Genomic DNA, 25,432 nt, shown 5'->3' with positions numbered 1-25,432 from the left:
GCTTAGCCGAACAGGTGCTGGACGGTCCACGTGATACCCAGTCCGCCGGCAATCAGCCACACATACAGGATGAAGCCGGTGGTCAATGCGCGGGGGCCGGCCTGACGGATCTGCGCAATGCGGGTTTCGATACCGAGCGCGGTCATGGCCATGGTGAGCGCGAAGGTGTCGAGCATGTTCAGCGTGCTGGTCGTGCTTTCCGGCAGAACGTGCAGCGAGTTGATCACGACGAAGGCGAGGAAGCCGAGCGCGAACCAGGGAATCGCCAGCTTGCGCGGGGCGTGTTGCTTGCCGTCTTCGGCCGTTGCGTTGGCGGCGGCGCTGCGCGCCGAGCGGTTCACCCACATGCCGACGACCAGCAGCACCGGCACCAGCAGCATCACACGGGTCATCTTGACGATGGTCGCGATGTGGGTCGCTTCCGGGCTCACGTTACTGGCCGCGCCAACCACCTGCGCCACTTCGTGAATCGTGCCGCCGAAGAACAGGCCCGCGCCAACCGTGTCGAGATGCAGCCAGCCCGCCTTGAACAGCACCGGGTAAAGGAACATCGAGAGGGTGCCGAACAGCACCACACTGCCTACCGCCATCGCGCTCTTATGCGGCTTGGATTGCAGCGTCGACTCGAACGCGAGCACCGCAGCCGCGCCGCAGATAGCGCTGCCCGCAGCCGTCAGCAGGGCTGTGTCGCGGTCGAGCTTCATGATTTTCATCCCGGCCCACGTGCCGATCACCAGCGTGCTCACGACGATCAGCACTGATTCAGCGAGACCGGGCAAGCCGACCTGGGCGATTTCCTGCAGGCTGACACGCAGTCCAAAAAACGCCACGGCGATGCGCAGAAGTTTGCGCGCCGAGAAGTTGACGCCGGCCGCCCAGCTTTCGGGCATGCCGTCACGCAGCGCGTTGCCGTAAATGGCGCCGGCCACGATACCGACGATCAGCGGGCTCAGGCCGAGGCCGGCGATGGCCGGGATCGAAGCGATGCGGGTCACGGCCGCGGCGAACAGTGCAACGAACAGAATGCCGTTGAGTTGGCCGCGGGTGGATGACCCGGCGGGTGCGGCGGAAGCAGTGAGATGAGCGGTGGACATGGCGTAGTGCCTTTCTATGACTGTCTTGATTTGATAGGTCAAATCCTAAATTAGATATATCGATATGAAAAATCGTGATTTAGAATGTGAAGTATCAGTTCAACGGATACTTAGCCTGCCATGACCCCGGATCAACTTATAACGTTTGCCGCTGTCGCCGAGCATCGCAACATTAGCCGGGCGGCTGTGGCGCTGCATCTGTCGCAGCCGGCCGTATCCGGACAATTGCGCCAGTTGCAGGACGAATTCGGCGAGCCGCTCTATCTGCGCGACGGGCGCGGCGTGCGCCTGACGCCCGCCGGCGAGCAACTTGCCAGCTATGCGACCCGGCTGCGCGATACGTGGCGGCAGGCGCATGCGTATCGCGACGCGCTGCGCGGGCTCGAGCAAGGCACCTTGCGCATTGGCGCAAGCACCACGCCGGCGAGTTATCTGCTGCCGTACCTGATCGCCGATTTTCATCGCCACTATCCCGACGTGACGCTGCATACCGCCGATGGCAACACCACGGAGATCGTCGGCGCGCTAGGCTCGGTGGATATCGCGATGATCGAAGGTCCGGTCGGCTCGGATCTGCCGCCGGATACCGCGGTGCACGCGTGGCGCGAGGACGAGATCGTCGCGATCATGCCGCGCACGCATCCGCTGGCGGTGGCGCTGGCGCAGACGGGTGGCGGGCAGAGGGCTGCCGAAGCAGATGAGGAGAACGGGGGCGGCGTGTCAGGAGCGCTAGAAGGTGGAGCGGCACGCGCGGTAAGAGCCGTTGCGGATATCAACGGCGGGCGGGCGGAGCTGGCGGCGTTCGGTCCACATTCGCTGGTGCTGCGCGAAGCCGGCTCGGGCGTGCGGCAGATCGTCGAGCGGGCCTTTGCCCGGGCGGGCGTGCCGATGCGCGTGGCGCTGGAGATTGCCGGGGTCGAAGGCGTCAAGGAGGCCGTGCGGGCGGGCATGGGCATCGGTTTCGTCTCGGCGATGTCGATGCGGCATGAGGATGGCGCGCTGTGTCTGTTCTCGTTGAGTCCCGAGCCGCTGACGCGGCGACTGTCGATTCTGGTGCCGCATGCGAGCGCGCCGTCGCGCGTGGTCGAACAGTTCCTCGCGCTGTGCCTTGCGGATGGACCCTGATCGAGCTTTCCTGGGGATTTCCACTATGGTGCATAACACCTCGCCCGGCGCACTATTCGGGCATCGCAAGCGCCTCGGCGCTTTTTTTCGAAGTGTGTTTGGAACCGGTTCCAAATGCCGGCCGTGAGACAGATTCAAGTAGATTCGACATGACTGACGCAGTGGATGTGGTGATCGTCGCAAGCGCATTCGGGATGGACGCGGTTCGCACGCACGGCCATCTGAAGTGGGCCGATGCGAGCAAACGAGCCGGCGCCACGGGCTTCGAAGTGCGTCGCGAACTCTTCGCCGACGAGACCGACGCTGCGCCGCAAGCGTTACGCGCGCTCGGCAAGGAAATTGCGGCCCTCGGGCTGTGGTCGGTCTACTCGACACCCGCGTCGCTGTACATGCCGGATGGCGGGCTCGATGCCGACGCACTGCGTGTCTCGATCGAAGAAGCGATCGCGCTGGGCGCGCGCTTCGTCAAGCTGCAACTCGGCGGGTTCGGCGCCGAAGCTAAGGCCGCCGTGATTGCTGATTACATGCGCTGCGCGGACGTGCGGCTCGTCGTCGAAAACGGTCAACTGGCTGAAGGCGGTTCGCTTGGGCAATTCACCGGACTGTTCGAGGCGCTGGAGCGTGAGGGCCACGCTGGTCTGCTCGGCATGACCTTCGATATCGGCAACTGGGCCTGGCGCGATGTCGCGCCGCTCGATGCCGCCGGGCCGCTGGCTGCCTATGTCGAATACATCCACTGCAAAACGACGGTGGGCGAGGGCGCGCGACGTTTTCCCGCCGCGCCGGCTGCCGGCGACACGCAGTTCGCGGCGGTGCTCGACAAGCTGCCGCGCCACGTGCCACGCGGCATTGAATTTCCGTTCGATGCGAACCGTATCGATGCGGACGCGGCGCACTACGTCGCATGGCTGGCCGCCGCGTAAGCGGCGCGTAGGACCTGAGAGAGCGGCACCCAAAAAATGCCCGGCAAGAAGCGCGTGTGGAGAAGTGCACGCGCTACAGGCTGAAGCATGCAGGGAAGCGCAAGCAAAGCGGAGCACGCATCGCGCACGCAACTAGCGGGCAGCAAACACGAACAGGCAGCAAACAGGAACACGCGGGAACACGCAGGAGCGAAGCATGAGCAACACAAACACAGCACTCGATGTCATCACCTACGGCGAAGCGATGGCCATGTTCGTGGCCGCCGAAACCGGGGCACTTGCAGGTGTCGGGCAATTCACCAAGCGCGTCGCGGGCGCCGATCTGAATGTGGCGATCGGTCTGTCGCGATTGGGGTTCAAGGTGGGCTGGATGAGCCGCGTCGGCAACGATTCGTTCGGCCAGTACGTGCGCGACACGCTGACAAAAGAAGGCATCGACCAGCGCTGCGTGACGACCGACGAGCGCTACCCGACCGGTTTCCAGCTGAAGTCGAAGAATGACGACGGCAGCGACCCGGCCATCGAGTACTTCCGCAAAGGGTCGGCGGCGAGCCATCTGTCGCTGGCTGACTACGTGGCCGATTACGTGCTGCCCGCGCGCCACTTGCATCTGACGGGCGTGGCGCCGGCCATCTCAGCCAGCTCGTGCGAACTCGCATTCCATCTGGCGCGTGAAATGCGTGCCGCAGGCAAGACGATCTCGTTCGACCCGAATCTGCGCCCGACGCTGTGGCCCTCGCGCGCCGCGATGGTCGAAGGCTTGAATGCGCTCGCCGCACTGGCTGACTGGGTGCTGCCCGGCATCGGCGAAGGCGAGATTCTGACGGGTTACACGCAGCCAGACGACATCGCAAAGTTTTATCTGGATCGAGGCGCGCGTGGCGTGATCATCAAGCTCGGCGCAGAAGGCGCGTACTTCCGCACCGCCGACGATGCCGCCGTGATCGCCGGTCAGCCGGTCGCGAAGGTAGTGGACACGGTGGGTGCGGGAGATGGTTTCGCCGTCGGCGTGGTCAGCGCGTTGCTCGAAGGCAAGACACTGCCGCAAGCGGTCGCGCGCGGCAACCGCATCGGCGCCCTGGCGATTCAGGTGATCGGCGATTCGGAAGGCCTGCCGAGCCGTGCCGAACTCGACGCGCTCGAACGCGCCGATGTGCCGCACATCGCCACCGCGGCTTGAGTGTGGATGAGCCGGCGCCGAGCCGCATTCGGCGCACTCAATCACATTCGGTATTCGCTGGCTCGATAACAGCAAGAGCGCCCGAACAGCGCCCCATGACCATCCATCATTGCTTCGGGAAGCCGTTAGCAACTTTCTTGCATGGGATCGGAGTAAGCGTCAAAGCGCCAACTCTGGTCGACCGCAACTGCATGGGACCGGAGTAAGAGCTTTGCACTAACTCCGGTCGACAAAGGAGACTTCCATGACCTCATCGCTTGCGATTCGCCGTTGGTGGACGATCATGCCGATCGTATTCATCACGTACAGCCTCGCTTATCTCGATCGCGCGAACTTCGGTTTCGCATCGGCCGCCGGCATCAACCAGGATCTCGGCATCAGTAAGGGCTTGTCGTCGCTGATCGGCGCGTTGTTCTTCCTCGGTTATTTCTTCTTCCAGATTCCCGGCGCGATTTACGCGGAACGCCGCAGCGTGAAAAAGCTCGTGTTCTGGAGCCTGATTCTGTGGGGCGGTTGCGCGGCGCTGACCGGCATGGTCAGCAATATTCCCTCGCTGATCGTGATCCGCTTCGTGCTCGGCGTGGTCGAGGCCGCAGTGATGCCGGCAATGCTGATTTTCATCAGCAACTGGTTCACGAAGAGCGAGCGTTCGCGGGCCAACACCTTCCTGATTCTCGGCAATCCGGTGACGGTGCTGTGGATGTCGGTGGTCTCCGGCTATCTGGTGCATTCGTTCGGCTGGCGTCACATGTTCATCGCCGAAGGCGCACCCGCGATTCTCTGGGCCGTGTGCTGGTGGTTCATCGTGCAGGACAAGCCGCAGCAGGTGTCGTGGCTCACGCAGCAACAGAAGGACGACCTCGCCGAAACCTTGCGCGCCGAACAGGCTGCAATCAAACCGATGCGCAATTACAGCGAAGCGTTCCGTACGCCCGCCGTGATCAAGCTGTGCGCGCAATATTTCTGCTGGAGCATCGGCGTGTATGGTTTCGTGCTGTGGCTGCCGTCGATCCTGAAGAACGGTTCGACGCTCGGCATGGTCGAAACCGGCTGGCTCTCGGCGCTGCCGTATCTGGCCGCAACGATCGCCATGCTTGCGGCTTCGTGGGCATCGGATAAACTCAACCGCCGCAAAGTGTTCGTGTGGCCGTTCCTGCTGGTCGGCGCGATCGCGTTCGCGGCGTCGTATGCGCTTGGCTCCACGCACTTCTGGTTGTCGTACGCGTTGCTGGTGATCGCCGGCGGCGCAATGTATGCGCCGTATGGGCCGTTCTTCGCGATCGTGCCGGAGCTGCTGCCGAAGAACGTCGCGGGCGGCGCCATGGCGCTGATCAATAGCATGGGCGCGCTCGGCTCGTTCGTCGGTTCGTACGTGGTCGGCTATCTGAACGGCGCGACCGGAACGCCTGCGGCATCCTATGCGTTCATGAGCGTGGCCCTGATCGCCGCGGTGATCCTGACGTTGATCGTCAAGCCGCAGACACAAGCGCAGCCGCAAACCAAGGGCGCCACGCTCGCTACACCGTTGCAAGGAAAATAAGCTGATGAAGAAGATCGTCGCCTGGAAGTCGCTGCCCGAGGACGTGCTCGCGTATCTGCAGCAGCATGCGGAAGTCGTGCAGGTCGATCCGGCACAGCATGACACGTTCGTCGCCGCCTTGAAGGACGCGGACGGCGGCATTGGTTCGAGCGTGAAAATCACGCCGGCGATGCTCGAAGGCGCAAGCCGGCTGAAGGCGTTGTCGACCATCTCGGTGGGCTTCGACCAGTTCGATGTTGCCGACCTCACGCGCCGCGGCATCGTGCTCGCGCACACGCCGGACGTGCTGACCGAATCCACGGCGGATACGGTGTTCTCGCTGATTCTCGCGTCGGCGCGGCGCGTGGTCGAGCTCGCGGACTGGGTGAAGGCGGGCGAGTGGAAGCAAAGCATCGGACCCACGCATTTCGGTGTCGACGTGCAGGGCAAGACGCTTGGGATCGTCGGACTGGGGCGAATCGGCGGCGCGGTTGCGCGGCGCGCGGCGCTGGGCTTCAACATGAAGGTGCTCTACACGAATCGCAGCGCGAACGCGCAGGCGGAACAGGCTTACGGCGCGCGCCGCGTCGAGTTGGCGGAGTTGCTCGCCACCGCCGACTTCGTCTGCCTGCAAGTGCCGCTCACGCCTGAGACGAAGCACATGATCGGCGCGGCCGAATTCAAGTCCATGAAGAAGAGCGCGATTCTGATCAACGCATCGCGCGGCGCCACGGTCGATGAAAAGGCGCTGATCGAAGCGCTGCAGAACGGCACGATTCACGGCGCGGGTCTGGACGTGTTCGAGACCGAACCGCTGCCGGCCGATTCGCCGCTGCTGAAATTGGCGAACGTGGTCGCGCTGCCGCACATCGGTTCGGCGACGCACGAGACCCGCCATGCGATGGCGCTTAACGCGGCGGAAAACCTCGTCGCCGCGCTCGACGGGACGCTCGCGACCAATATCGTCAACCGCGAAGTGTTGAAGAAATGAGCACGACGCCGCTTGCCGCCCCGCGCCGCGCGACGATTACCGACGTCGCGCGCGAAGCCGGCACGGGCAAGACCAGCATTTCGCGCTACCTGAACGGCGAGATGAGCGTGCTGTCACCGGAATTGCGTGCGCGCATCGAGGCGGCCATCGAGCGTCTCAACTATCAGCCGAACCAGATGGCGCGCGGCCTCAAGCGTGGTCGCAATCGCCTGATCGGCATGCTGCTCGCCGATCTGACGAACCCGTATTCCGTCGAAGTGCTGCAAGGCGTGGAAGCCGCTTGCCATGCGCTCGGGCTGATGCCGCTGATCTGCCACGCAGCCAACGAAGTCGAAATGGAGCGGCGCTATCTGCAACTGCTGACCACGTATCGCGTGGAAGGCGTGATCGTGAACGCACTCGGCGTGCGCGAGGAAACCCTGCGGCCGGTGGGCGGCGGCGGGATTCCGGCGGTGCTGGTCGACCGTTCGGTGGATGGCCTCGTCGCCGACATGGTCGGGTTGGACAACCGGGCGGCTGCCGAGCTCGGCACGCGGCATCTGCTCGACAACGGTTTCGACGATATCTGGTTTGTCGTGCAACCCTTCGAGCAAGTCAGTTCGCGGCAACTGCGCGAGGCGGCGTTTCGCGAGGTGATGAGCGGCGCGGGTGGGACTAGTAGCGACGCACGCGGGCATACGCTGGTGCTCAATCTTGCGGAGCCGGTAGCCGTCGAGCGCGCCCTTGCCGAATTGGACCGCGCAATCGACGCGGCCGACGGCCCTGGCGACGCCGTGGCCAGCGTGACGGGTAACGCGACAGGTAACGCGACAAGCAGCGTCACAGTTCGCACCGGCGGCAAAGGCGGCCGCATCGCCTTGTTCGCGGCCAACGCGCCCGTCGCACTGTGTCTCGCGCTGCATCTGAAAGCGCGCTATGGCGCGGATTGGCAGGCGCGTGTCGCGCTGCTGTCGATCGACGATCCCGAATGGGCCGAATTGACCGGTATCACCGCGATTCGCCAGCCGACCTACGAGATCGGCTATCGCGCGGTCGAGTTCCTCCATGAGCGCATCGAAGGGGTTCAGACCACTGCGCGCGACTGCCTCCTGCCAGGCGAATTGATCGTCCGCGCCTCAACTTTGCGCTGACTTCGCGCTGATCTGCGATCATTCGGGCTGCGGCGTGCAGCGGGTGCACGCCGGTCTTCGCAAGGAAACTCATGGTTGTTGCACCGCTTACCCTCTCGAGCCTCGCCGTCGCGACGCTGTTCATCGCCGCTCTACCGTTCCTGATCTACCGCCGTACGCGCCGGCCGCTCGCGCTGAACCCCCGCGATGCGATCACCGGCATCGCCGTGTTCGCGCTGTTCGCGATGGTGATCGAGCGCGCGCTGAACGACTACGTGTTGCATCGGAACGAAGCGACCGCCACCTTTCTGTCCAATCCGCTGGCCTTCGTGGTGTATGGCGCGCTGGCGGCGGGTGTCTGCGAGGAAGTGGGGCGGTTCATCGGCATGCGGCTGCTGCTCAAGCGGGCGGCGGCGAAGTCCGCGTCTGCTGCAAGCACGGGCGACGGCACGGCGCTGACCTATGGCCTCGGCCATGGCGGCGCTGAAGCGTGGCTGGTCGGCGTGCTGGTGCAGATTCAATGGATCCTGTTCGCCATCTTCGAAAACCGCGGCGAACTGGATGGCTATCTGAGCAATCTGCCGACCGATTCGGTGATGCGCATCCACCTGATCCTCGCCAGCCTGACGCCGCAGACGGCCGGTATTTTCGCGCTCGAACGGGTGGCCGCGCTGGTGTTCCAGATCGGCCTGTCAGTGTTGATGTGGCGTGGGCTGCGCGCGGGCTGGCGTGGAATCCTGCCGCTCGCGATTGTGTTGCATGCGCTGGTCGACGTGCCGGCTGCGTTGTTCCAGGCGCAGCTCGTGCCGCTCGCTGCCGTGGACGGTGTATATGCGGTGGGAGCGGTGATCGTCGCGGGCCTGTTGTTCAGAGCGTTCCGTCGCCCGGCGCTTGCCGCGTGAGCCGCGTGTGAATCGCCTGTTACACCAGCCACCCGTGATTCAGTAACTTTTGGCGTACCCTTGCGGTACGCCGTTCAGGCTCATCCTTTCGGCACACTTCATGGAAGAAGCTTACCAATACGACTGCGCGAATCCGGAGTTCGAGGAATTGGCGCGCGTCATCAGCGATCTGTTTCCCGAGCAGACGCAGTTCATCCAGCGCGCGGGAGAAGACGGCACGCCGACGTTGGCGATTCACTGGGTTGCCATGCGTTTCGGTGCGACCGCGCGCCGTATCGTGATGACCGTGGTGATCGCGCCGACGGCGTTGGCGCGTTATCGTGCGTTGCCGGCGCGGCTGCGAGGCCGGAGTTTCGCGGTGCTGCGGGCATATGTCGAAGCGAGTATCGGCTCGCTTGAAGAACAGTACGCGAACGGCGAGGCGGTGCCGCGCGACGTGACGGTGGATCTCGGCGACGAGTTTGCCTGAAGCGATTGACTCGAGATCTCCGGGCCATGGGGACATTGGGTTGAAGGCGGCTCCGAGTGCCGCTGGGCTTGCCGCGACCGGCCGGCCATGACTCACCGGCAGTGGGCCAGCCGGCTGTGACTCAGCCGGTTGTGACTCAATCCGCGAGCCGGTAAACCTTCGCGAAGCGGGTAGCCTGCACCACGCCGTAGTCGCCGGGGGCGTATTGCATGATCCAGTCGCCGGCTGCGCCGTGCAGCACGTCGCCGCCACGCGCCGAGCGGGCCAATGAAAACGCTTCATTCATCTGCTTGGCCAGCACGACGGCGGGACGGTTACGGTATGCGCCCGGTTCGCCGTGAGCGAGGGCGGTGTCTTCCGGCAGGTATTTGGCATCGAAACGTTCACGCGAGACGACCCAGCGGTCGCCGGTCGAGCCGGTGATCAGCGCGTCACCGCGGGCATAGCGGTTCGGGCCTTCCAGGCTCATCAGTTCGCCTTCGGCAGCCGCGAATTCAACGCGCACGGTTTCGTTTTTGACGACGCGTTGGGCGTCGGCATCTTGACTCAGATCGAGATTTTTGAGTTCGGTCATGAAGCGAGTGGGTGTGGAAATATGGGCAGCCTGGCCGGGACTTTGCGTCCCGACGCTGCATACTCGCAATCATGCCAGATGCATTTGAAGATCGGTTTCTTTTGCCATTGGCCGCGGAGGCGGCGAAGGCGACGAAAAGAACCGCGCGCGCAGCGCAGAAACCCGCGCCGCGCGCCCTCAACCGCGTAACTAATCTCTTACGGCTTCAGCGTCGCATCACTCGGCAGCAGCCGGCGCCTTCTTGGCACCGCCCTTGCCTTGGTGACGATGGCCGCCTTCAGGGCCGCCCTGATGGAACGTCACGTCGGCCAGTTTCTTCTGCTCAGGCGAGAAGCTGCTGTACAGCGGATCGAATGCATCGACCAGTTTCTTCATGCCGTCCGCATGCGCTTGCGCGATCGTGGCGTATTGCTTCATGTCGTCGATCGCCGACAGATTCGTGTTGGCCTTGCGCTGCTGGAACAACTGTCCCATCGTCTCGCCATTGCTGCGCATGACATCGGCGAACGCGTTCCATTGCGATTCCTGCGCCGACGTGATCTTCAACTGCGTGTGCAGGTAGGCGATACGGTCTTCGACATTGCGCTCGTGGCCTGCTTTGGCGGCCGGTGCCGAAGCCGGGGCGCCCATCGGTGCCGAGGCCGGTGCGGAAGTTTGTGCGAATGCGCCGCTCATGGCGACTGCGGTGGCCAGCATTACGAGTGCTTTTTTCATCGAAACTCCTGATGTCTGTTCGAATTATGACAAGGCGAGCATGGCGAGCGGCCCAACGCGCGTTCGCATAGCGACGCAAGGCGACCGGCTGCCCACTTCGCCGTCGCCGCTATTAGTATCACGATATCCCTACAATGCGGCTGCAGTGCGACAAACGCTTACAACCGAAACGAACAGGAAATAGCGGGTGGACAAATTCGTCAGCATGGAAATCTTCGTTGCGGTGGTCGAGGCGGGCAGTCTCACGGCGGCCGCCGAACGCTTTGACATTTCGTCGGCGATGGTCGGCAAGCACATCCGCTCCCTTGAAACGCGGCTCGCGACGCGGCTTCTGACGCGCACCACACGCCGTCAGAGCCTGACAGAAATCGGCCGGCAATATTACGAGCAGTGTCGGCGCATTCTGGCCGACGTCAAGGCGGCGGAGTCACTCGCCGAAGCCATGGCGGCCGCGCCGCGCGGGGTGCTGAAAGTGACGGTGCCGCTGACCTACGGCGTCGAAGTCTTTGCCCCGGCGATGACCGATTACCTGAGCGCCTGGCCGGATGTGAGCCTCGAACTGGATCTGTCGAATCGCGTGATCGACCTCGTCGAAGAGGGCTTCGATGCGTCGGTGCGCATCGGCCGTTTGCCTGATTCCAGTTTCGTCGCGCGGCCATTGAAGCCGTACCGGATGCGCGCATGCGCCTCGCCGGCCTATCTGGCGCGTGCCGGCATACCGCGCACGCCGGCCGATCTTGTGCAGCACGAATGCCTTGGCTTTCTGCATTGGGGCCGCGAGGGGTTGTGGCGGCTGGGCGGCGAGGACGCGGACGAAAACCAGCTGCGCGCCGGACGGTTCCGGGCGAACAACGGCCAGGCGCTCAAGGTTGCTGCGTTGCGCGGCTTCGGGCTGGTGTTGCAGCCGGAGGCGCTGCTTGCGAGGGAGATCGCCAGCGGCGAGCTGGTGTCGGTGCTGGAGGACTATCTGCCCGAGGGCGCGCCCGTCCATCTGCTTTACTCGCGCGATCGCCGCGCCACGCCGAAGCTCACCAGCTTCATTGATTTCGTGATCGAGCGATTCGGGGCGTGATCCTGACGCTTGCCGGACCTGGTTTCCCGTTTCGCGTTCGTTGTTATCCGCTCATCGTAGCGTCGCCGATGGTTCAGGGTCCTCTGCCTGCCGCCCGATGCCCAGGACGCGCGATAATCCTTCACTACCGACCAACTTCCTTCTCCTTCGATGAGACCTCCGCGCCTCGACCAACTCGACGATCTCGACCGCAACCTCGTTGCGCTGCTGCAAGCCAACGCCCGTGAGAGCGTCGCCAATCTCGCGCGTCAGCTGGATGTGGCGCGCACCACCGTGATCGCCCGCATTGCCAGGCTCGAGCGCAGCAACGTGATTGGCGGCTATAGCGTGCGGCTCGGCCAGGACGTGCTCGACTCCAGCATTCAGGCGTACGTCGGCATCATCATCGCGCCGAAGTACGGGCCGGCCGTGCAGAAACGTCTCGGCAAGATGCCCGAGGTGCAACTGCTATGCGCGGTGAGCGGCGAGTTCGACTATGTCGCGTGGCTGCGTGCCGATTCTCCCGACCGCCTCAACGATCTGCTCGACGAGATCGGCGGCCTTGAAGGGGTGGAGCGAACCACCACGTCGATCATTCTTGCGCGCAAGATCGACCGCGGCATGGTGTGACTGGTGTGACTGGTGTGCTTCCACGGCCAGATTTTTACGCCGTTTTGACAACTTTTCGACATATCGACTGATTGCATCGTCAAAACGTCGAAGTTCATGGTCATAGCGCAGCACTTTGCGCGTATGAACTGTTTTTGCTTCTCCCTAAACTGTGTCTCAAGGGTTCAGCCCGCCGGGCGCAGCGCCTTAGCGCAGCGCACTTCCCAAGCTGGAGACAGCAGATAAAAATCAGGAGAAGCGACATGAAAGTAGCCATCGTTGGCGCAGGTTTGATCGGTCACACCATCGCCCATATGTTGCGCGAAACCGGCGACTACGACGTCGTCGCATTCGACCGCGATCAGCACGCGCTCGATAAGCTCGCCGCCCAGGGCATTCCGACCCGCCGTGTCGATTCAGCCGATGCCGCCGCGCTGCGCGCCGCCATCCAAGGCTTCGATGCGCTCATCAACGCGCTGCCGTATTACCTCGCGGTGAGTGTAGCCACGGCCGCCAAGGGCGCGGGCGTCCACTACTTCGATCTGACCGAAGACGTGCGCGCCACCAGCGCGATTCGTGCAATCGCCGACGACGCCGATCACGCCTTCATGCCGCAATGCGGTCTCGCACCGGGCTTCATCGGCATCGCCGCGCATGAACTGGCGAACCGCTTCAGCGAAATCCGCGACGTGAAAATGCGCGTCGGCGCGCTGCCGGAGTTCCCGACCAACGCGCTGAAATACAACCTGACGTGGAGCGTCGACGGTCTGATCAACGAGTACTGCCAGCCGTGCGAAGCGATCCGCGACAGCCGCACGCAGTGGGTGCAGCCGTTGGAAGGCCTCGAACACTTCTCGCTCGACGGTACCGAATACGAAGCCTTCAATACGTCCGGCGGACTGGGTACGCTATGCGAAACGCTGGCGGGCCGCGTCGAATCGCTCGACTACAAGTCGGTGCGCTATCCGGGCCACCGCAACCTGATGCAGTTCCTGCTGGAAGACCTCCGTCTTTCGAGCGACCGCGATACGCTGAAGACGATCATGCGCCGTTCGGTGCCCGCGACCGCGCAAGACGTCGTGCTGGTGTTCATCACCGTGAGCGGTATGCGTGACGGTCAGCTGGTGCAGGAAGTATTCACCCGCAAGATCTTTGCGAAGACGGTATGCGGCGTGCCGATGAGCGCCATTCAGATCACCACGGCCGGCGCGATGTGCGCGGTGCTCGATCTGTTCCGTGAGCAGAAGCTGCCGCAAAGCGGTTTCGTGCGTCAGGAGCAGGTGTCGCTGCGCGACTTCCTCGCGAATCGCTTTGGCCAGTTGTACGAAGGGCAGTCGCTGGATGCAATGGCAACGGTGTAAGCCGCGACTGTCGCGTTGAGGTTGCAGATGAGGCTCAATACCGAGGGCCGTGCGACGACGCGGTAGTGATTACCGCGAGCAACGAAGCAGGCCTCGCAGAAGGCCGCTTGAAGAACGCCCCGCCATGCGGGGCGTTTTTCGTTTGAAACGCCGGTCTTACACAGGCAGCGGCGGCAGCATCGCAGGCGCCACAGGCGGTTCGCCTACGACGCGTGCGAGCAGCGCTTCATAGTCCGCGCGGGTTGGCGCGGTGTTGTCGAACATCAACAGGTCTTTGCAAATATCGCCGCTCGGCACGAAGCGGCGCTGCCGATACTCGTCCCAATGCGCGAGTTTGTAGGCATCGTTCGGATTGCCGCGCGCGACGATGCGCTGATGCGCCATCTCTTCCGACGTGTAGACCCATACGACCCGCAGCGTCACATCCGCGCCGATACCGAGCCAGGCGCGATCGAAGAGACGGCGCTCGCGCACTTCGCGCGAAAGCGGCCCGACCACCAGCGCGCTGACACCGAGTTCGAGATTGTCGCGCGCGGTATCGAGCAGGCCGCGATACTCGGGATCGCGCAGGTGTTGCAGAAAAAGCGGGCTGTCGCGGTCGTTCGGATCGCCGGTCAGCATGGCCATGGCGGCCGCGCTGTAGCCGCCGAACAGCGTATCTTTGTCGAGCAGGCAGAAGGGCGTCGCGCTGGCCTGCATCAGCGGGCCGATCAGCTTCTTCGCTAGGGTGGTTTTGCCGGTGCCGGCGTGACCGCAGAAGAAAACCAGGTGGGTCACGAAGACGTGTCCTCGGGTACGGCGGCAGGGGCGCCGGCGTGCTGCGGGTCACGCGCAAATTTGCCGCTGGCCTCCAGCCACATCACATTGATGATGCCGAAGCCCAGTGCCACGCCGATGCCGAGAATCCAGGTGAAATACCACATCGCGGTCTCCTTGATCGTATGTCCGGCGAGGCAGCCGGTGAGGCAATACGCATAGCCGGTACAGAGAAGCAGATATGCGCGCAGACAAAGGTAGCACGCAGCGGATCCGAGGGTAAATCCGCAGCGCGCGGCGCCCACAGCGCAGCACTTTACAGCGATCATGAAGAAGAACGCAGCAGCGTGCAAGAGGGCGCAAAGACGGTTGGCCGTTCGGCCAGGATCGCACAATGCGCCTATAACAAAAGCAACACCACCAACGACACCACCAGCAACACGGGAGACCCAGCATGCCGATGCGCCCGCACTTCCACTGCAAAGCCGTGCTGCTTGCGCTGGCTATCGCGACACTCGCCGGTTGTGCCTCGACACCTGCCGAGCCCGTCCCGTTCAAGGAGGTGCCGCAGGCGCGCATCGTTCAGCCCGGCTATACAGAGCCGGGAGGCGGACTGGTTGCCGTGGACGTACGGCGCGAACGTTCCCGCGACGTTATCGTCCGGTTCCGCGACGCGCTGGTATATATCGACGGCGAGCAGGTTACCGATCTGATGAACGGCGAACATGTGGTCTTCTATTTGAGCCCGGGCGTGCATCGCATCGGCGTCTCCACGCAGTTCGATCCGGTCGTGGAGATGCGTTTCACGGTCACGGCCGATACACGCTATACGAACCGCGCGTCGGTCACCTTCGGCGACGATCACAGCATCGCTTTGCGCAGGGTTGCGCAATAGCGCAGGGCCGGTCCTGACAGCGCTGGACTGCGGTGAGTCGCGTCGAAATGTGGCCACCGCACGCAAGCTTTAACAATTGGATACATGACAGTCACGCAGAGCCCGTAACATGGCGGGCATCGTGTATCCGTTCATGCAGACCCGGTATGGGACCCACGCACAGTGCGAAGCCGGCCGGGCTGTTCCGTTTTCAAGGTAATCCAACATGCTGATCAATTGCGCCGCCTATCAGGACGGCCGGAAACTGGCTGACATCGATATCGACAGCATCAGCGACTACGTGGCGAGGCCCGAGTGCTTCGTCTGGGTCGCGCTGAAAGACCCCGAACCGGAAGAGCTGGCCGTGATGCAGAACGAGTTCGGCCTGCACGAACTCGCGATCGAAGATGCGCAAAACGGCCATCAGCGTCCGAAAATCGAGGAGTACGGCGAGTCGCTATTCGCCGTCATCCACACCGTGGAAATGGACGAAAAGGGCGAACTGCTGATCGGCGAGGTCGACGTATTCGTGGGGCACAACTATGTCCTGTCGGTGCGCCGCGGCACGCGCACCGGATTCCAGAACGTTCGCGCCCGTTGCGAGCGCGAGCCGGAATTGCTTAAGGAGGGCTCGGCGTTCGTGCTGTACGCGCTGATGGACGACATCGTCGATCGTTATTTTCCGATCCTCGAGACGATGAACAACGAGATCGAAGCACTCGAGGACCGCATTTTCGAGCGCAACAATTCGGTGGCATCGCGGGCAATCATTGAGGATCTGTATTCGCTGAAACGCCGGCTCGTGATCCTGCAGCATCACATCGCGCCGCTTCAGGAGGCGGTCGGCAAATTGACGGGCGGCCGGATTCCGAGCGTCTGCGGAGGCATGCAAGCCTATTTCCGCGACGTCTACGACCATCTCGATCGGATCGTCAGGATCATCGATGGCCGGCGCGAACTGGTCGTGACCGCGGTGCAGGTCAATCTGGGGATGATCTCGCTTGTCGAAAACGAGGTGACCAAGCGGCTCGGCTCGTTCGCCGCATTGTTCGCGGTGCCGACCATGATCGCCGGCATCTACGGGATGAACTTCGAGACTATCCCCGAATTGCACTACAAGTTTGGCTATCCAGCCTGTCTTGCCGTGATGGTGGTGGTGGATCTGATTCTGTATTGGCGCTTTCGCAAATCCGGCTGGCTTTGACACGCCGCTAGCCCATCCCCCACCTGGTTCCCCGCTTGCACCGTGCGCAATAAAAGTCCAGGATAGGCGGCCCGCCGGCGGCTAAGCTTGCAGCCGGCGGTAAATCTGCCACGCACAGACCGAGCGAGGAATCGTTGCCAGAACACAGCTTGCCGGCGCGCCTGTTCACCGCACGCGCCGAAGCCATCGAGCGCATCGCATCGGCGCATTTTCTGCGGACCGATGCGCCGCAACACTGCGAATCGTTGACATTCCGGGAATGGCACGCTGAGAATAGGCCTCGCAAACGTTTGCGCATTACTAAAAATACGGCTCAACGCGAGCCCAACAAACCCTGGAGATAGGCATGAGCCATCGCATTCGCCGCCGCATGCTGGCGGCCGCTGTTCTCGTCACCGCCACCACCGCTTTTCCGTTTTCCTCCGCTTACGCGCAAACCACGCCTGGCCATAAGCCGAAGGTCGCGCTGGTGATGAAGTCGCTCGCCAACGAGTTCTTCCTGACCATGGAAACCGGCGCGAAGGATTACCAGAAACACAATGCCTCGCAGTTCGACCTGATCACCAACGGCATCAAGGACGAGACCGATACCGCGAACCAGATTCGCATCGTCGAACAGATGATCGTCTCGAAGGTGGACGCGATCGTGCTGGCACCGGCTGATTCGAAGGCGCTGGTGCCGGTCGTCAAAAAAGCCGTCGACGCGGGCATCATCGTCGTGAATATCGACAACCGGCTCGACCCGGACGTGCTCAAGTCGAAGGACCTGAACGTGCCGTTCGTTGGTCCGGATAACCGCAAGGGCGCGCAGAAGGTCGGCGACTATCTGGCCAAAAAGCTGAAGGCGGGCGACGAAGTCGGCATTATCGAAGGCGTGTCGACCACTACCAACGCGCAACAACGCACTGCGGGCTTCAAGGACGCCATGCAGGCCGTCGGCGCGAAAATCGTGTCGGTGCAGTCGGGCGAATGGGAAATCGACAAGGGCAACGCGGTGGCGTCGGCCATGCTCAATGAGTATCCGAACCTGAAGGCGCTCCTCGCCGGCAACGACAACATGGCGATCGGCGCGGTCTCGGCCGTACGCGCGGCCGGCAAGCAGGGCAAGGTGCTGGTGGTCGGCTACGACAACATCAACGCGATCAAGCCGATGCTCAAAGACGGTCGCGTGCTCGCTACCGCCGACCAGTACGCCGCCAAGCAGGCCGTGTTCGGTATCGACACCGCGTTGAAAGCGATCAGCGAGCACAAGAAGCAGTCGCAGTTGTCCGGCGTGGTGGAAACGCCGTGCGACCTCGTGACCCGGTAAGCGGCGGTCCTTAGGTGCCGAACGCACTGCAAGAAGCACCGCAGGAAGCATCACGAGAAGCACCGCAAAACGCCGAATCACGCGGGTTCGCGCTCACGCCGCTGCATGCTGAATGCATGACAAAAGCCGTGCGAATCCGCGTCAATTCAATAAACGCTCAAGAAACCTCCTGCGCCGCCGTTAAATCCAGAGGTAAGCGACAAGGCTGCCGGCACGCGGCCCGGCTCTTCGAATTACCTGGGGCCGGCCAGTGAGCTACTGGCGATGATCGTGCTGTTCTCGCTGCCGGGTTCGCCTTTCTGGCGTGCGAGGCGTTCAGCGCGATCGCCGGCCAGCAGGATAAAAGCAAGTGTTCATGGGTGTGGTCTGTCTTCGAGGAAGACGTCCGGTGGGTCGCCAGATGGCGTGGCCGGCGGGAACAACAGGCAGGAGAGCAACAGGTTATGGCGACGATCAAGGATGTAGCGGCCGTGGCAGGCGTGTCGTTCACGACGGTATCGCACGTGGTGAACAACTCACGGCCGGTGTCGGCCGACGTGCGCGCGAAGGTCGAACACGCGATCCGTCAGCTTCACTATGTGCCGTCGGCGGTGGCTCGCTCGCTCAAGGCGCGGGCGACGGCGACGATCGGTCTGGTGGTGCCGAACAGTACGAACCCGTATTTCGCGGAGATGGCGCGTGGTATCGAGGATGGTTGCTCGCGCAACGGTTACTGCCTGTTCTTCTGCAATTCCGACGACGATCCGGCCAAGCAGCGTAACTATCTGCGCGTCCTGCAGGAAAAGCGCATCGACGGACTGATCGTCGCCTCTGCGGGCGACGACGCGGTGCTGGCGCAGACGCTTGCCGACGCCCGCGAACCGCTGGTCGTCGTGGATCGCAATATCGAGGGCGTGAACGCGGATCTGGTGCAGATCGACCACGAGAAGGGCGGCTATCTTGCGACGCGTCATCTGCTCGAACTGGGGCACGTGCGGATCGGCTGCATCACCGGGCCTGTCAAGACGGCGGTGAGCGCCATGCGGGTACACGGCTTCATCCGCGCCATGACGGAGCGCGGTATCGAGATTCCGTCAGGGGCGATTGTCGAAAGCGATTTTTCGGGAATGGGCGGTCATCGCGCGGCGGGGCAGTTGTTCGATACCGTGAAGCCGTCGGCGATTTTTGCCGGCAACGACATGATGGGCATTGGCGCGCTGCGCGCCGCGGCGGAGCGCAATATCAGCGTGCCGCGCGATTGCTCGATCATTGGTTTCGACGATATCGAACTGGGACGGTTCACCTATCCGGCGCTCTCGACGGTCGGGCAGTCGGTCCGCGCGCTCGGCGATATGGCCGCGCAGACGCTGATTGAACGCATTGCCGGGACGTCGTCGGGCAGTCCGCGCGCGCTGGGTCGCCGGCGCGTCGTGTCGCCGCGCCTGATCGTGCGGGAATCGACCGCGACATGGGCCGGCGCGGCGAGGCGCGATCTGGCGGCCTGATTTCGATCATTGTGTCGCCGGACGTGAGCTGGAAGGGTTCGCGTCCAGTCTTCCATGCTGCGTTGCGCAGCCTGCGGAATCGTGCGTGAGAGTTGGGCGCCGATTCAATGAGCGCCGACCGAGGCGTAAGCACCTTCCGCCCGTTTTCGAACGCGCCATTGCGCTCCCCAGATCCCAGGTCGAACGTCCTGTTTTGAATCCCGCCTGAATCCGTCTCGCCTATCCGCGCTCAGTCTTTCGAGCCGCCTGAATTCAAATTCCCGAGTATCAAAAGCGTTGCGTGACCTCCGCATAAGTGCGGCCTGTCAGCGCTTTGTAATTTCTTCCAATTGTTTACAACGTCTTTCTTCATACCATATAAATCCTTCAAGTATGCAGATCAGGTGCCGTAAACACGAGTATTAGAGCGCGGCCTCAAATCAGCGCCAAGTACGCAGAGCCACACGCTACCCCGCGCTGCGCACGCAGCCTCTTATTTGTTAAGTACAGGAACGAGCATGTTGAACAAAGGCATCACGATCAAGGCGCGCATTGGCCTCACGATGGCCTTCCTCGCCGCGCTGCTGGTCGCCATTGGCGTTTTCGGTCTGTTCGGCATGAGCCGTTCGAACGACGCTTACCAGGATACGTTTACCAACGCAATGCCCAGCGCGGTCGATATCGGCAACGCGGAGCTGTTTGCGGCCCGCGAGCGGCTGGCGCTCGATCGGGCTGCGTTCATGATGGGCACGCCGGAGGTGGCGTCGACGATCGAACGTGCACGTGCAATGCGCGTGTCGTCCGACATGTGGTGGAAAAAATATATGGACCTGCCGCGTGACGCCGCGGAAGAGCGTCTCGCGCAGGACGTTATCGCCAAACGCGATGCCCTGCATCAGCAGCTGGACGCGTTTGCGGCAATCATTGCGGCGAACGACCAGAGCAAGCTTGTCGACGGCGCCAAGCGTTTGCAGGCGACATACAACGATCTGTCCACCGCGGACGACGCGCTGCGCAAGTTCCAGTTCGACTCGGCCAAGCAAGGTTACGACTCCGTGCAAAGCAGTTTTGAAGTGTTCCGCATGGTGAGCATGGGCGCACTGCTGGTCGGCGTGCTCGCCGCCGTGCTGTCCTACCTGACGCTCAGCCGCGCAATTGCCCGTCCGCTCGACGCCGCCCTCGGTCATTTCGATGCGATCTCCGCGGGCGATCTGCGCCGCCCGGTCGTAGTCACCTCGCGCGACGAAATGGGGCAGTTGCTCGAAGGCATCGCCAAAATGCAGCGCAGCCTCACCGAAACGGTGCGTACGGTGCGCAGCGGCAGCGAATCGATTGCGACGGCCACGCGTGAAATCGCAGCCGGCAATATCGACCTGTCCTCGCGAACGGAAGAGCAGGCGTCGGCGTTGCAGGAAACCGCGTCGAGCATGGAAGAGCTGACCGGCACGGTCAAGCAGAACGCGGACAACGCCCGCCAGGCGAGTTCGCTGGCGGCCAACGCGTCCGAGATTGCCAACAAGGGCAGCGCAGTGGTCGGCCAGGTGGTCGGCACGATGGGCGACATCAATCAAAGCTCGGCGAAGATCGCCGACATCATCTCGATCATCGAAGGAATTGCGTTCCAGACCAACATCCTGGCCCTGAATGCGGCCGTGGAAGCGGCGCGGGCCGGTGAAGAAGGGCGCGGATTCGCGGTGGTGGCAGGCGAAGTGCGCAGCCTCGCGCAGCGTTCGTCGGCGGCGGCCAAGGAAATCAAGGAACTGATCGACACCTCGGTTGAGCGCGTGCAGTCCGGCTCGGCGCTGGTTGACGAAGCCGGCCGCACCATGACCGAGATCATCGGTGCGGTGCAGCGCGTCACCGACATCATGGGCGAGATCGCGGCGGCTTCGGAAGAGCAAAGCAGCGGCATCGACCAGGTGGCGCGTGCCGTCACGCAGATGGACGAGGTGACGCAGCAGAACGCCGCGCTGGTCGAAGAAGCCGCTGCGGCAGCGTCTTCGCTTGAAGATCAGGCCGGCAAGCTGCGTTCGGCGGTCGCGGTGTTCCAGCTCGAAGAAAGCGGCTTCAAGGCGCCGGTGAGCGCGGCGCCGAAGCGCATGGCCGCGCCGGTGCGCGCGACGGCGGCACGTAAAGTGTCACATGCGGTGTCCCATGCAGCGTCCCAATCCACCCCGGTAGCCAGGACGCCTGCCGCGCCGTCAGCGGCACCGGCTGCCGCCGCGCCGGCGAAGGCGCCGGCCCGGGCGGTAGCGAGCGCCGGAAGCGATCAGGATTGGGAAACCTTCTGAGCGTTGCAACATTCGTTCCCGATGATGCATCAGACGGAACGGCGCTTGTGCGGATAGGCCGCATGACGACAAAGACCGCGATTGCGCATGCAACCGCGGTCTTTTTTCATGGTCTGCGGACTAAGTAACGTTCACATGCGTTGTCTACACCCTGGCAGGCGTCGTGATCCGGTACATTGACGGGCGCGACTGCCGCTTGTAGCTGCAGCTTGTAACTGCAGCCTCGCCGCCCAGGCAGTCAACGCGCGGACCGTGAGCCCGCTTTTCCCAACTGCTGCAACCCAGCGCGGCAACCCAACGCTCAACGCGCCAGCCATAAAGGACCGACATGACGCAATACGACCTCGCGCACCGCCTCGTCGAAGCCCGCCGGCAGCATCGCCTGATCGATGCGCCCCCACTCGACAGCCTGCCGCCTGACGCAGCAACCGCGTACGCGATCCAGCAGGCCGTCATCGCGGGCCTCGGCGACTCGACGGGCGCGTGGAAGATCGGCGCCAAAGCGCCGGGCGGGGCCGCCGCGGGCGCGCCGATTCCGGCTTCGCTGGTGCTGCCGTCGCCCGCGCGGGCGGCCCATGCCGGCTTTTTCCGGGTGCTCGTGGAGCTGGAGGTGGCCTTTCGTTTCGCGGAGGCGATCGAACCGCGCGGCCGGGCTTATGCGCGCGACGAGGTGCTGTCGAAGGTTGGCGTCGTGCTGCCGACCATCGAGATCGTCGATAGCCGCTTTGCCGAGTGGCCCAATGTCGCGCCGCTCGCGCAACTGGCCGACGCACAGAACAACGGCGCCCTGATCACCGGTCATCCGGTTGCCTATGCGGGTCTTGCGCGCGGTTTCGACTTCGTATCGCCCGAACTCGAGCTGAGTTTCGACGGCAACTCGCTGGTGCCCGAAGCCACGGGTAATCCGGCCGGCGACCCGCGTGAACTGCTGGTGTGGTTCGTCAACCATTGCGCCGCCATGGGCATCACCATCGAGCCGGAATGGACGATCACTACCGGTTCGTACGTTGGTGCGCACAATGTGGACAAACCGGGCATCGTGCGCGGCCACATTGACGGTCTAGGGGACGTGGAGATTGAGCTGACCTGAGCGAGTCACCGCGAACTTGTAACGGCGCGCTAGTAATCGTCCTTGAAACCGTCGTTGTTACCGTCGATTACCAGGCATCAAGCGTCACGCAAACGGCTGCCCACGGGCGGCCGTTTTACATTTGCCGCCGCATCTGCGCTGCGCGCTTAGCCGTATACACCTATGAAGTGGCCCGATGCGCTGCCGTGATCCAGTTATACAAGCGGCTAACCATGTCGCCGACGCGGTTAATGCGCGAGGCCGCCATGAGCAGCACGCACGCGGCAACACACCGCACTTCATGCGAAATCGTGCGGAACAATACCGCCGTCGCGTTGACGAACCGCTTGACGATGCGTCGGTGAACAGCGTCTCAGGTGAGCATGGCGAACGAACATGTAACACAGCGCATGTTGCTGTAGACCAAACAGTGATGCCGCGCGTTGATGAAAAAAGGTCCCGGGCATAGAAAACGCATGACGTCCGTGCTCGATGCAAGAAAGTGTGCGCATGCAGACACGCCGTCCGGTAGAGCAGTGGGATCGTTCGATGAACGAGACGATTCGTGTAACCGGGCATGGCAAGCCGTACTGGTCAGTGCTGGACAGTGTGGCGAGTAGAGGGCGCAGGAGAGGCAGCAACGTGAGCCGTCAATCGCTGCACATTCGCTGTGATGTGAGCGGAAGATTGTAGGTGAGCGAATCTGTGTTTCCAAGTGAGGAATGTTGGGAGGCGGGTACGGCGCGATTTTCGCAACGTAGTTCGTGAAAAAAAATTTAAAAGGGTTTAGGATGAATTCGAGCGATGTCGTTTCCGAATAGCGCGCCGCGCACGACATCGGTCTAGACTTCGGCGAGGAGGTAGCATGGATATCTACAGCAGTTTCGCGACCCGCTTCGAGAAAACGCGAGAAGATGAACTCTCGCTCGAGGAGTATCTCGCGCTCTGCAAAGACAATCCCGCCGCGTACGCTACGGCTGGCGAACGCATGTTGACGGCAATCGGTGAACCAGAACAGATCGACACTCGCAACGATCCGCGCATGTCGCGTATCTTCGCGAACAAGGTCATCAAGGTATACCCCGCATTCCGTGAGTTCTACGGAATGGAAGAGGTGATCGAGCAGGTGGTCGCCTACTTCCGGCACTCGGCCCAGGGGCTTGAAGAAAAGAAGCAGATTCTGTATCTGCTGGGACCGGTCGGCGGCGGTAAATCGTCGATCGCGGAACGTCTGAAGCAACTCATGGAACGCGTGCCGTTCTACTCGATCAAGGGCTCGCCCGTGAACGAGTCGCCTCTCGGTCTGTTCGATTACGACGAGGACGGTCCGATCCTCGAAGAGCAATACGGTATTCCACGCCGCTACCTGAAAAACATTCTGAGTCCGTGGGCGGTGAAGCGCCTGCACGAATACAACGGCGACATCCGCAAATTCCGCGTGGTGCGCCGCTACCCATCGATTCTTCGTCAGATCGGTATCGCCAAGACCGAACCTGGTGACGAAAACAATCAGGATATTTCGTCGCTGGTCGGTAAGGTCGACATCCGCAAGCTCGAACAGTACGCACAAGACGACGCGGACGCATACAGCTACTCCGGTGGCTTATGCCTCGCGAACCAGGGCTTGCTCGAGTTCGTCGAAATGTTCAAGGCGCCGATCAAGGTCTTGCACCCGCTGCTTACCGCAACTCAGGAAGGCAACTTCAAGGGCACGGAAGGTTTCGGTGCGATCCCGTTCGACGGCGTGATTCTCGCCCACTCGAACGAGTCGGAATGGAAGGCGTTCCGCAACAACCGCAACAACGAAGCACTGCTCGACCGGATCTTCGTCGTGAAGGTGCCGTACTGCCTGCGCTACGGCGAAGAGGTCAAGATCTACGAGAAGCTGCTGCGCAATTCGTCGCTGGCCAGTGCGATATGCGCGCCGGGTACGTTGAAGATGATGGCGCAGATGTCGGTGCTTACGCGCTTGCAGGAGCCGGAAAATTCCAGTCTGTTCTCGAAGATGCAGGTGTATGACGGCGAGAATCTCAAGGACACCGATCCGAAGGCCAAGTCATATCAGGAGTACCGTGATTTCGCGGGCGTGGATGAAGGGATGACCGGCGTGTCGACCCGTTTCGCGTTCAAGATCCTGTCACGCGTATTCAACTTCGATTCGACGGAAGTCGCGGCGAACCCGGTGCATTTGATGTACGTGCTCGAACAGCAGATCGAGCGCGAGCAGTTCCCACCGGAAACCGAGCAGAAGTATCTGTCGTTCATCAAGGATGTGCTGGCGTCGCGCTATGCCGAGTTCATCGGCAAGGAGATTCAGACTGCGTATCTGGAGTCGTATTCCGAGTATGGTCAGAATATTTTCGATCGCTATGTAACGTACGCGGACTTCTGGATTCAGGATCAGGAGTTCCGCGACCACGACACCGGCGAGAGTTTCGACCGCGCGGCGCTGAACGCCGAACTGGAGAAGATCGAGAAACCCGCGGGCATCAGCAACCCGAAGGACTTCCGCAACGAGATCGTCAACTTCGTGCTGCGTGCGCGGGCTGCGAATGCGGGGAAGAATCCCGCATGGATCAGCTACGAGAAGCTGCGCGTCGTGATCGAAAAGAAGATGTTCTCGAACACGGAAGAGCTGCTGCCGGTGATCTCGTTCAACGCCAAGGGTTCGGCGGAAGAGCAACGCAAGCACGAAGACTTCGTCAACCGCATGGTGACGAAGGGCTATACGCCGAAGCAGGTGCGCTTGCTGTGTGATTGGTATCTGCGCGTGCGCAAGTCGTCATGATACGCACTGCGTGCCGCCCGCGCGGTCCGACCGCGCGGGCACCTTGCGAGGCGCAAG

The 25,432-nt window shown here is 62.5% G+C and carries 22 protein-coding genes and 1 pseudogene; 18 read left to right on the top strand and 5 right to left on the bottom strand.

Going from position 1 to position 25,432, the window contains the following annotated elements:
* Window positions 1–2: 2 nt before the first annotated feature.
* Window positions 3–1,094 (bottom strand): YeiH family protein, encoded by a 1,092-nt coding sequence (locus tag R8871_RS25660; RefSeq protein ID WP_175052973.1) that lies wholly within the window; start codon window positions 1,092–1,094, stop codon window positions 3–5.
* A gap of 120 nt (window positions 1,095–1,214) precedes the next feature.
* Between R8871_RS25660 and R8871_RS25655 the strand changes: the two genes are divergently transcribed.
* From R8871_RS25655 to R8871_RS25620, 8 genes are all read left to right on the top strand, one after another.
* Window positions 1,215–2,219 carry a LysR family transcriptional regulator gene (locus tag R8871_RS25655; RefSeq protein ID WP_175052972.1) on the top strand — a complete coding sequence of 335 codons (1,005 nt, stop codon included), beginning with the start codon at window positions 1,215–1,217 and terminating at the stop codon, window positions 2,217–2,219.
* Between the two features lie 149 nt (window positions 2,220–2,368).
* Entirely contained in the window at window positions 2,369–3,142 is a 774-nt protein-coding gene (locus tag R8871_RS25650; RefSeq protein ID WP_175052971.1) for a sugar phosphate isomerase/epimerase family protein, read from the top strand.
* Window positions 3,143–3,338: 196 nt separating this feature from the next.
* The gene (locus R8871_RS25645) at window positions 3,339–4,322 is read left to right on the top strand and encodes a sugar kinase (protein WP_175052970.1); all 984 of its coding nucleotides are present in this window, start codon (window positions 3,339–3,341) and stop codon (window positions 4,320–4,322) included.
* A 244-nt stretch (window positions 4,323–4,566) separates the two neighbouring features.
* Entirely contained in the window at window positions 4,567–5,862 is a 1,296-nt protein-coding gene (locus R8871_RS25640) for an MFS transporter (protein WP_175052969.1), read from the top strand.
* Window positions 5,863–5,866: 4 nt separating this feature from the next.
* Window positions 5,867–6,832 carry a 2-hydroxyacid dehydrogenase gene (locus tag R8871_RS25635; protein ID WP_175052968.1) on the top strand — a complete coding sequence of 322 codons (966 nt, stop codon included), beginning with the start codon at window positions 5,867–5,869 and terminating at the stop codon, window positions 6,830–6,832.
* Window positions 6,829–7,962, top strand: coding sequence for a LacI family DNA-binding transcriptional regulator (locus R8871_RS25630; RefSeq protein ID WP_175052967.1), 1,134 nt, complete (start codon window positions 6,829–6,831; stop codon window positions 7,960–7,962). The genes R8871_RS25635 and R8871_RS25630 overlap by 4 nt, the downstream gene beginning before the upstream one ends.
* Before the next feature lie 71 nt (window positions 7,963–8,033).
* On the top strand, window positions 8,034–8,843 hold the full coding sequence (locus tag R8871_RS25625) for a YhfC family intramembrane metalloprotease (protein ID WP_175052966.1): 810 nt from the start codon (window positions 8,034–8,036) through the stop codon (window positions 8,841–8,843).
* A 100-nt stretch (window positions 8,844–8,943) separates the two neighbouring features.
* Window positions 8,944–9,312: a DUF3022 domain-containing protein gene (locus R8871_RS25620; protein WP_097392865.1), complete on the top strand. Its 369-nt coding sequence runs from the start codon at window positions 8,944–8,946 to the stop codon at window positions 9,310–9,312.
* Window positions 9,313–9,448: 136 nt separating this feature from the next.
* Here R8871_RS25620 and R8871_RS25615 read toward each other — a convergent pair whose 3' ends face one another.
* Window positions 9,449–9,886, bottom strand: coding sequence for a PGDYG domain-containing protein (locus R8871_RS25615; RefSeq protein WP_175052965.1), 438 nt, complete (start codon window positions 9,884–9,886; stop codon window positions 9,449–9,451).
* Between the two features lie 197 nt (window positions 9,887–10,083).
* Window positions 10,084–10,600 (bottom strand): annotated as a pseudogene (locus R8871_RS25610) (Spy/CpxP family protein refolding chaperone).
* 187 nt (window positions 10,601–10,787) lie between these two features.
* Between R8871_RS25610 and R8871_RS25605 the strand changes: the two are divergent.
* From R8871_RS25605 to R8871_RS25595, 3 genes are all read left to right on the top strand, one after another.
* The gene (locus R8871_RS25605; RefSeq protein ID WP_175052964.1) at window positions 10,788–11,672 is read left to right on the top strand and encodes a LysR substrate-binding domain-containing protein; all 885 of its coding nucleotides are present in this window, start codon (window positions 10,788–10,790) and stop codon (window positions 11,670–11,672) included.
* A 150-nt stretch (window positions 11,673–11,822) separates the two neighbouring features.
* Window positions 11,823–12,281 (top strand): Lrp/AsnC family transcriptional regulator, encoded by a 459-nt coding sequence (locus R8871_RS25600; RefSeq protein ID WP_054039581.1) that lies wholly within the window; start codon window positions 11,823–11,825, stop codon window positions 12,279–12,281.
* A gap of 242 nt (window positions 12,282–12,523) precedes the next feature.
* Window positions 12,524–13,621, top strand: coding sequence for a saccharopine dehydrogenase family protein (locus tag R8871_RS25595; protein ID WP_175052963.1), 1,098 nt, complete (start codon window positions 12,524–12,526; stop codon window positions 13,619–13,621).
* Window positions 13,622–13,777: 156 nt separating this feature from the next.
* Here R8871_RS25595 and R8871_RS25590 read toward each other — a convergent pair whose 3' ends face one another.
* Both R8871_RS25590 and cydX read right to left on the bottom strand, forming a co-directional pair.
* Window positions 13,778–14,398 (bottom strand): AAA family ATPase, encoded by a 621-nt coding sequence (locus tag R8871_RS25590; protein WP_175052962.1) that lies wholly within the window; start codon window positions 14,396–14,398, stop codon window positions 13,778–13,780.
* The gene (gene cydX / locus R8871_RS25585; RefSeq protein WP_175052961.1) at window positions 14,395–14,544 is read right to left on the bottom strand and encodes a cytochrome bd-I oxidase subunit CydX; all 150 of its coding nucleotides are present in this window, start codon (window positions 14,542–14,544) and stop codon (window positions 14,395–14,397) included. The genes R8871_RS25590 and cydX overlap by 4 nt, the downstream gene beginning before the upstream one ends.
* Window positions 14,545–14,831: 287 nt before the next feature.
* On the opposite strand from cydX, the gene R8871_RS25580 reads away from it, so the two are divergent.
* From R8871_RS25580 to R8871_RS25550, 7 genes are all read left to right on the top strand, one after another.
* Window positions 14,832–15,272, top strand: a complete 441-nt coding sequence (locus tag R8871_RS25580) for a hypothetical protein (RefSeq protein ID WP_175052960.1) — start codon at window positions 14,832–14,834, stop codon at window positions 15,270–15,272.
* A 205-nt stretch (window positions 15,273–15,477) separates the two neighbouring features.
* Entirely contained in the window at window positions 15,478–16,455 is a 978-nt protein-coding gene (corA, locus tag R8871_RS25575; protein ID WP_175052959.1) for a magnesium/cobalt transporter CorA, read from the top strand.
* 346 nt (window positions 16,456–16,801) lie between these two features.
* Complete coding sequence (locus R8871_RS25570; protein ID WP_175052958.1) at window positions 16,802–17,764, top strand: sugar ABC transporter substrate-binding protein; 963 nt, start codon at window positions 16,802–16,804, stop codon at window positions 17,762–17,764.
* A 443-nt stretch (window positions 17,765–18,207) separates the two neighbouring features.
* On the top strand, window positions 18,208–19,248 hold the full coding sequence (locus R8871_RS25565; protein WP_175052957.1) for a LacI family DNA-binding transcriptional regulator: 1,041 nt from the start codon (window positions 18,208–18,210) through the stop codon (window positions 19,246–19,248).
* Between the two features lie 497 nt (window positions 19,249–19,745).
* Window positions 19,746–21,518, top strand: coding sequence for a methyl-accepting chemotaxis protein (locus R8871_RS25560; protein ID WP_175052956.1), 1,773 nt, complete (start codon window positions 19,746–19,748; stop codon window positions 21,516–21,518).
* Between the two features lie 328 nt (window positions 21,519–21,846).
* The gene (locus R8871_RS25555; protein WP_175052955.1) at window positions 21,847–22,608 is read left to right on the top strand and encodes a hydratase; all 762 of its coding nucleotides are present in this window, start codon (window positions 21,847–21,849) and stop codon (window positions 22,606–22,608) included.
* An 844-nt stretch (window positions 22,609–23,452) separates the two neighbouring features.
* Window positions 23,453–25,375 (top strand): PrkA family serine protein kinase, encoded by a 1,923-nt coding sequence (locus tag R8871_RS25550; RefSeq protein ID WP_054039598.1) that lies wholly within the window; start codon window positions 23,453–23,455, stop codon window positions 25,373–25,375.
* Window positions 25,376–25,432: the final 57 nt, after the last annotated feature.

This window comes from Paraburkholderia sediminicola (assembly GCF_902859805.1).
GTDB classification, from domain to species: Bacteria; Pseudomonadota; Gammaproteobacteria; order Burkholderiales; family Burkholderiaceae; genus Paraburkholderia; species Paraburkholderia sediminicola.
This window is presented reverse-complemented; position numbering and strand designations above follow the sequence as displayed.

Bases quoted from the DNA above. Each gene is read 5' to 3' on its own strand.
- R8871_RS25635 (WP_175052968.1), top strand. From the start codon at position 5,867: ATGAAGAAGATCGTCGCCTGGAAGTCGCTGCCCGAGGACGTGCTCGCG.
- R8871_RS25655 (WP_175052972.1), top strand. From the start codon at position 1,215: ATGACCCCGGATCAACTTATAACGTTTGCCGCTGTCGCCGAGCATCGC.
- R8871_RS25600 (WP_054039581.1), top strand. From the start codon at position 11,823: ATGAGACCTCCGCGCCTCGACCAACTCGACGATCTCGACCGCAACCTC.
- cydX (WP_175052961.1), bottom strand. From the start codon at position 14,544: ATGTGGTATTTCACCTGGATTCTCGGCATCGGCGTGGCACTGGGCTTC.
- R8871_RS25660 (WP_175052973.1), bottom strand. From the start codon at position 1,094: ATGTCCACCGCTCATCTCACTGCTTCCGCCGCACCCGCCGGGTCATCC.
- R8871_RS25625 (WP_175052966.1), top strand. From the start codon at position 8,034: ATGGTTGTTGCACCGCTTACCCTCTCGAGCCTCGCCGTCGCGACGCTG.
- R8871_RS25645 (WP_175052970.1), top strand. From the start codon at position 3,339: ATGAGCAACACAAACACAGCACTCGATGTCATCACCTACGGCGAAGCG.
- R8871_RS25630 (WP_175052967.1), top strand. From the start codon at position 6,829: ATGAGCACGACGCCGCTTGCCGCCCCGCGCCGCGCGACGATTACCGAC.
- R8871_RS25570 (WP_175052958.1), top strand. From the start codon at position 16,802: ATGAGCCATCGCATTCGCCGCCGCATGCTGGCGGCCGCTGTTCTCGTC.
- R8871_RS25555 (WP_175052955.1), top strand. From the start codon at position 21,847: ATGACGCAATACGACCTCGCGCACCGCCTCGTCGAAGCCCGCCGGCAG.
- R8871_RS25580 (WP_175052960.1), top strand. From the start codon at position 14,832: ATGCCGATGCGCCCGCACTTCCACTGCAAAGCCGTGCTGCTTGCGCTG.
- corA (WP_175052959.1), top strand. From the start codon at position 15,478: ATGCTGATCAATTGCGCCGCCTATCAGGACGGCCGGAAACTGGCTGAC.
- R8871_RS25565 (WP_175052957.1), top strand. From the start codon at position 18,208: ATGGCGACGATCAAGGATGTAGCGGCCGTGGCAGGCGTGTCGTTCACG.
- R8871_RS25640 (WP_175052969.1), top strand. From the start codon at position 4,567: ATGACCTCATCGCTTGCGATTCGCCGTTGGTGGACGATCATGCCGATC.
- R8871_RS25620 (WP_097392865.1), top strand. From the start codon at position 8,944: ATGGAAGAAGCTTACCAATACGACTGCGCGAATCCGGAGTTCGAGGAA.
- R8871_RS25615 (WP_175052965.1), bottom strand. From the start codon at position 9,886: ATGACCGAACTCAAAAATCTCGATCTGAGTCAAGATGCCGACGCCCAA.
- R8871_RS25560 (WP_175052956.1), top strand. From the start codon at position 19,746: ATGTTGAACAAAGGCATCACGATCAAGGCGCGCATTGGCCTCACGATG.
- R8871_RS25595 (WP_175052963.1), top strand. From the start codon at position 12,524: ATGAAAGTAGCCATCGTTGGCGCAGGTTTGATCGGTCACACCATCGCC.
- R8871_RS25650 (WP_175052971.1), top strand. From the start codon at position 2,369: ATGACTGACGCAGTGGATGTGGTGATCGTCGCAAGCGCATTCGGGATG.
- R8871_RS25550 (WP_054039598.1), top strand. From the start codon at position 23,453: ATGGATATCTACAGCAGTTTCGCGACCCGCTTCGAGAAAACGCGAGAA.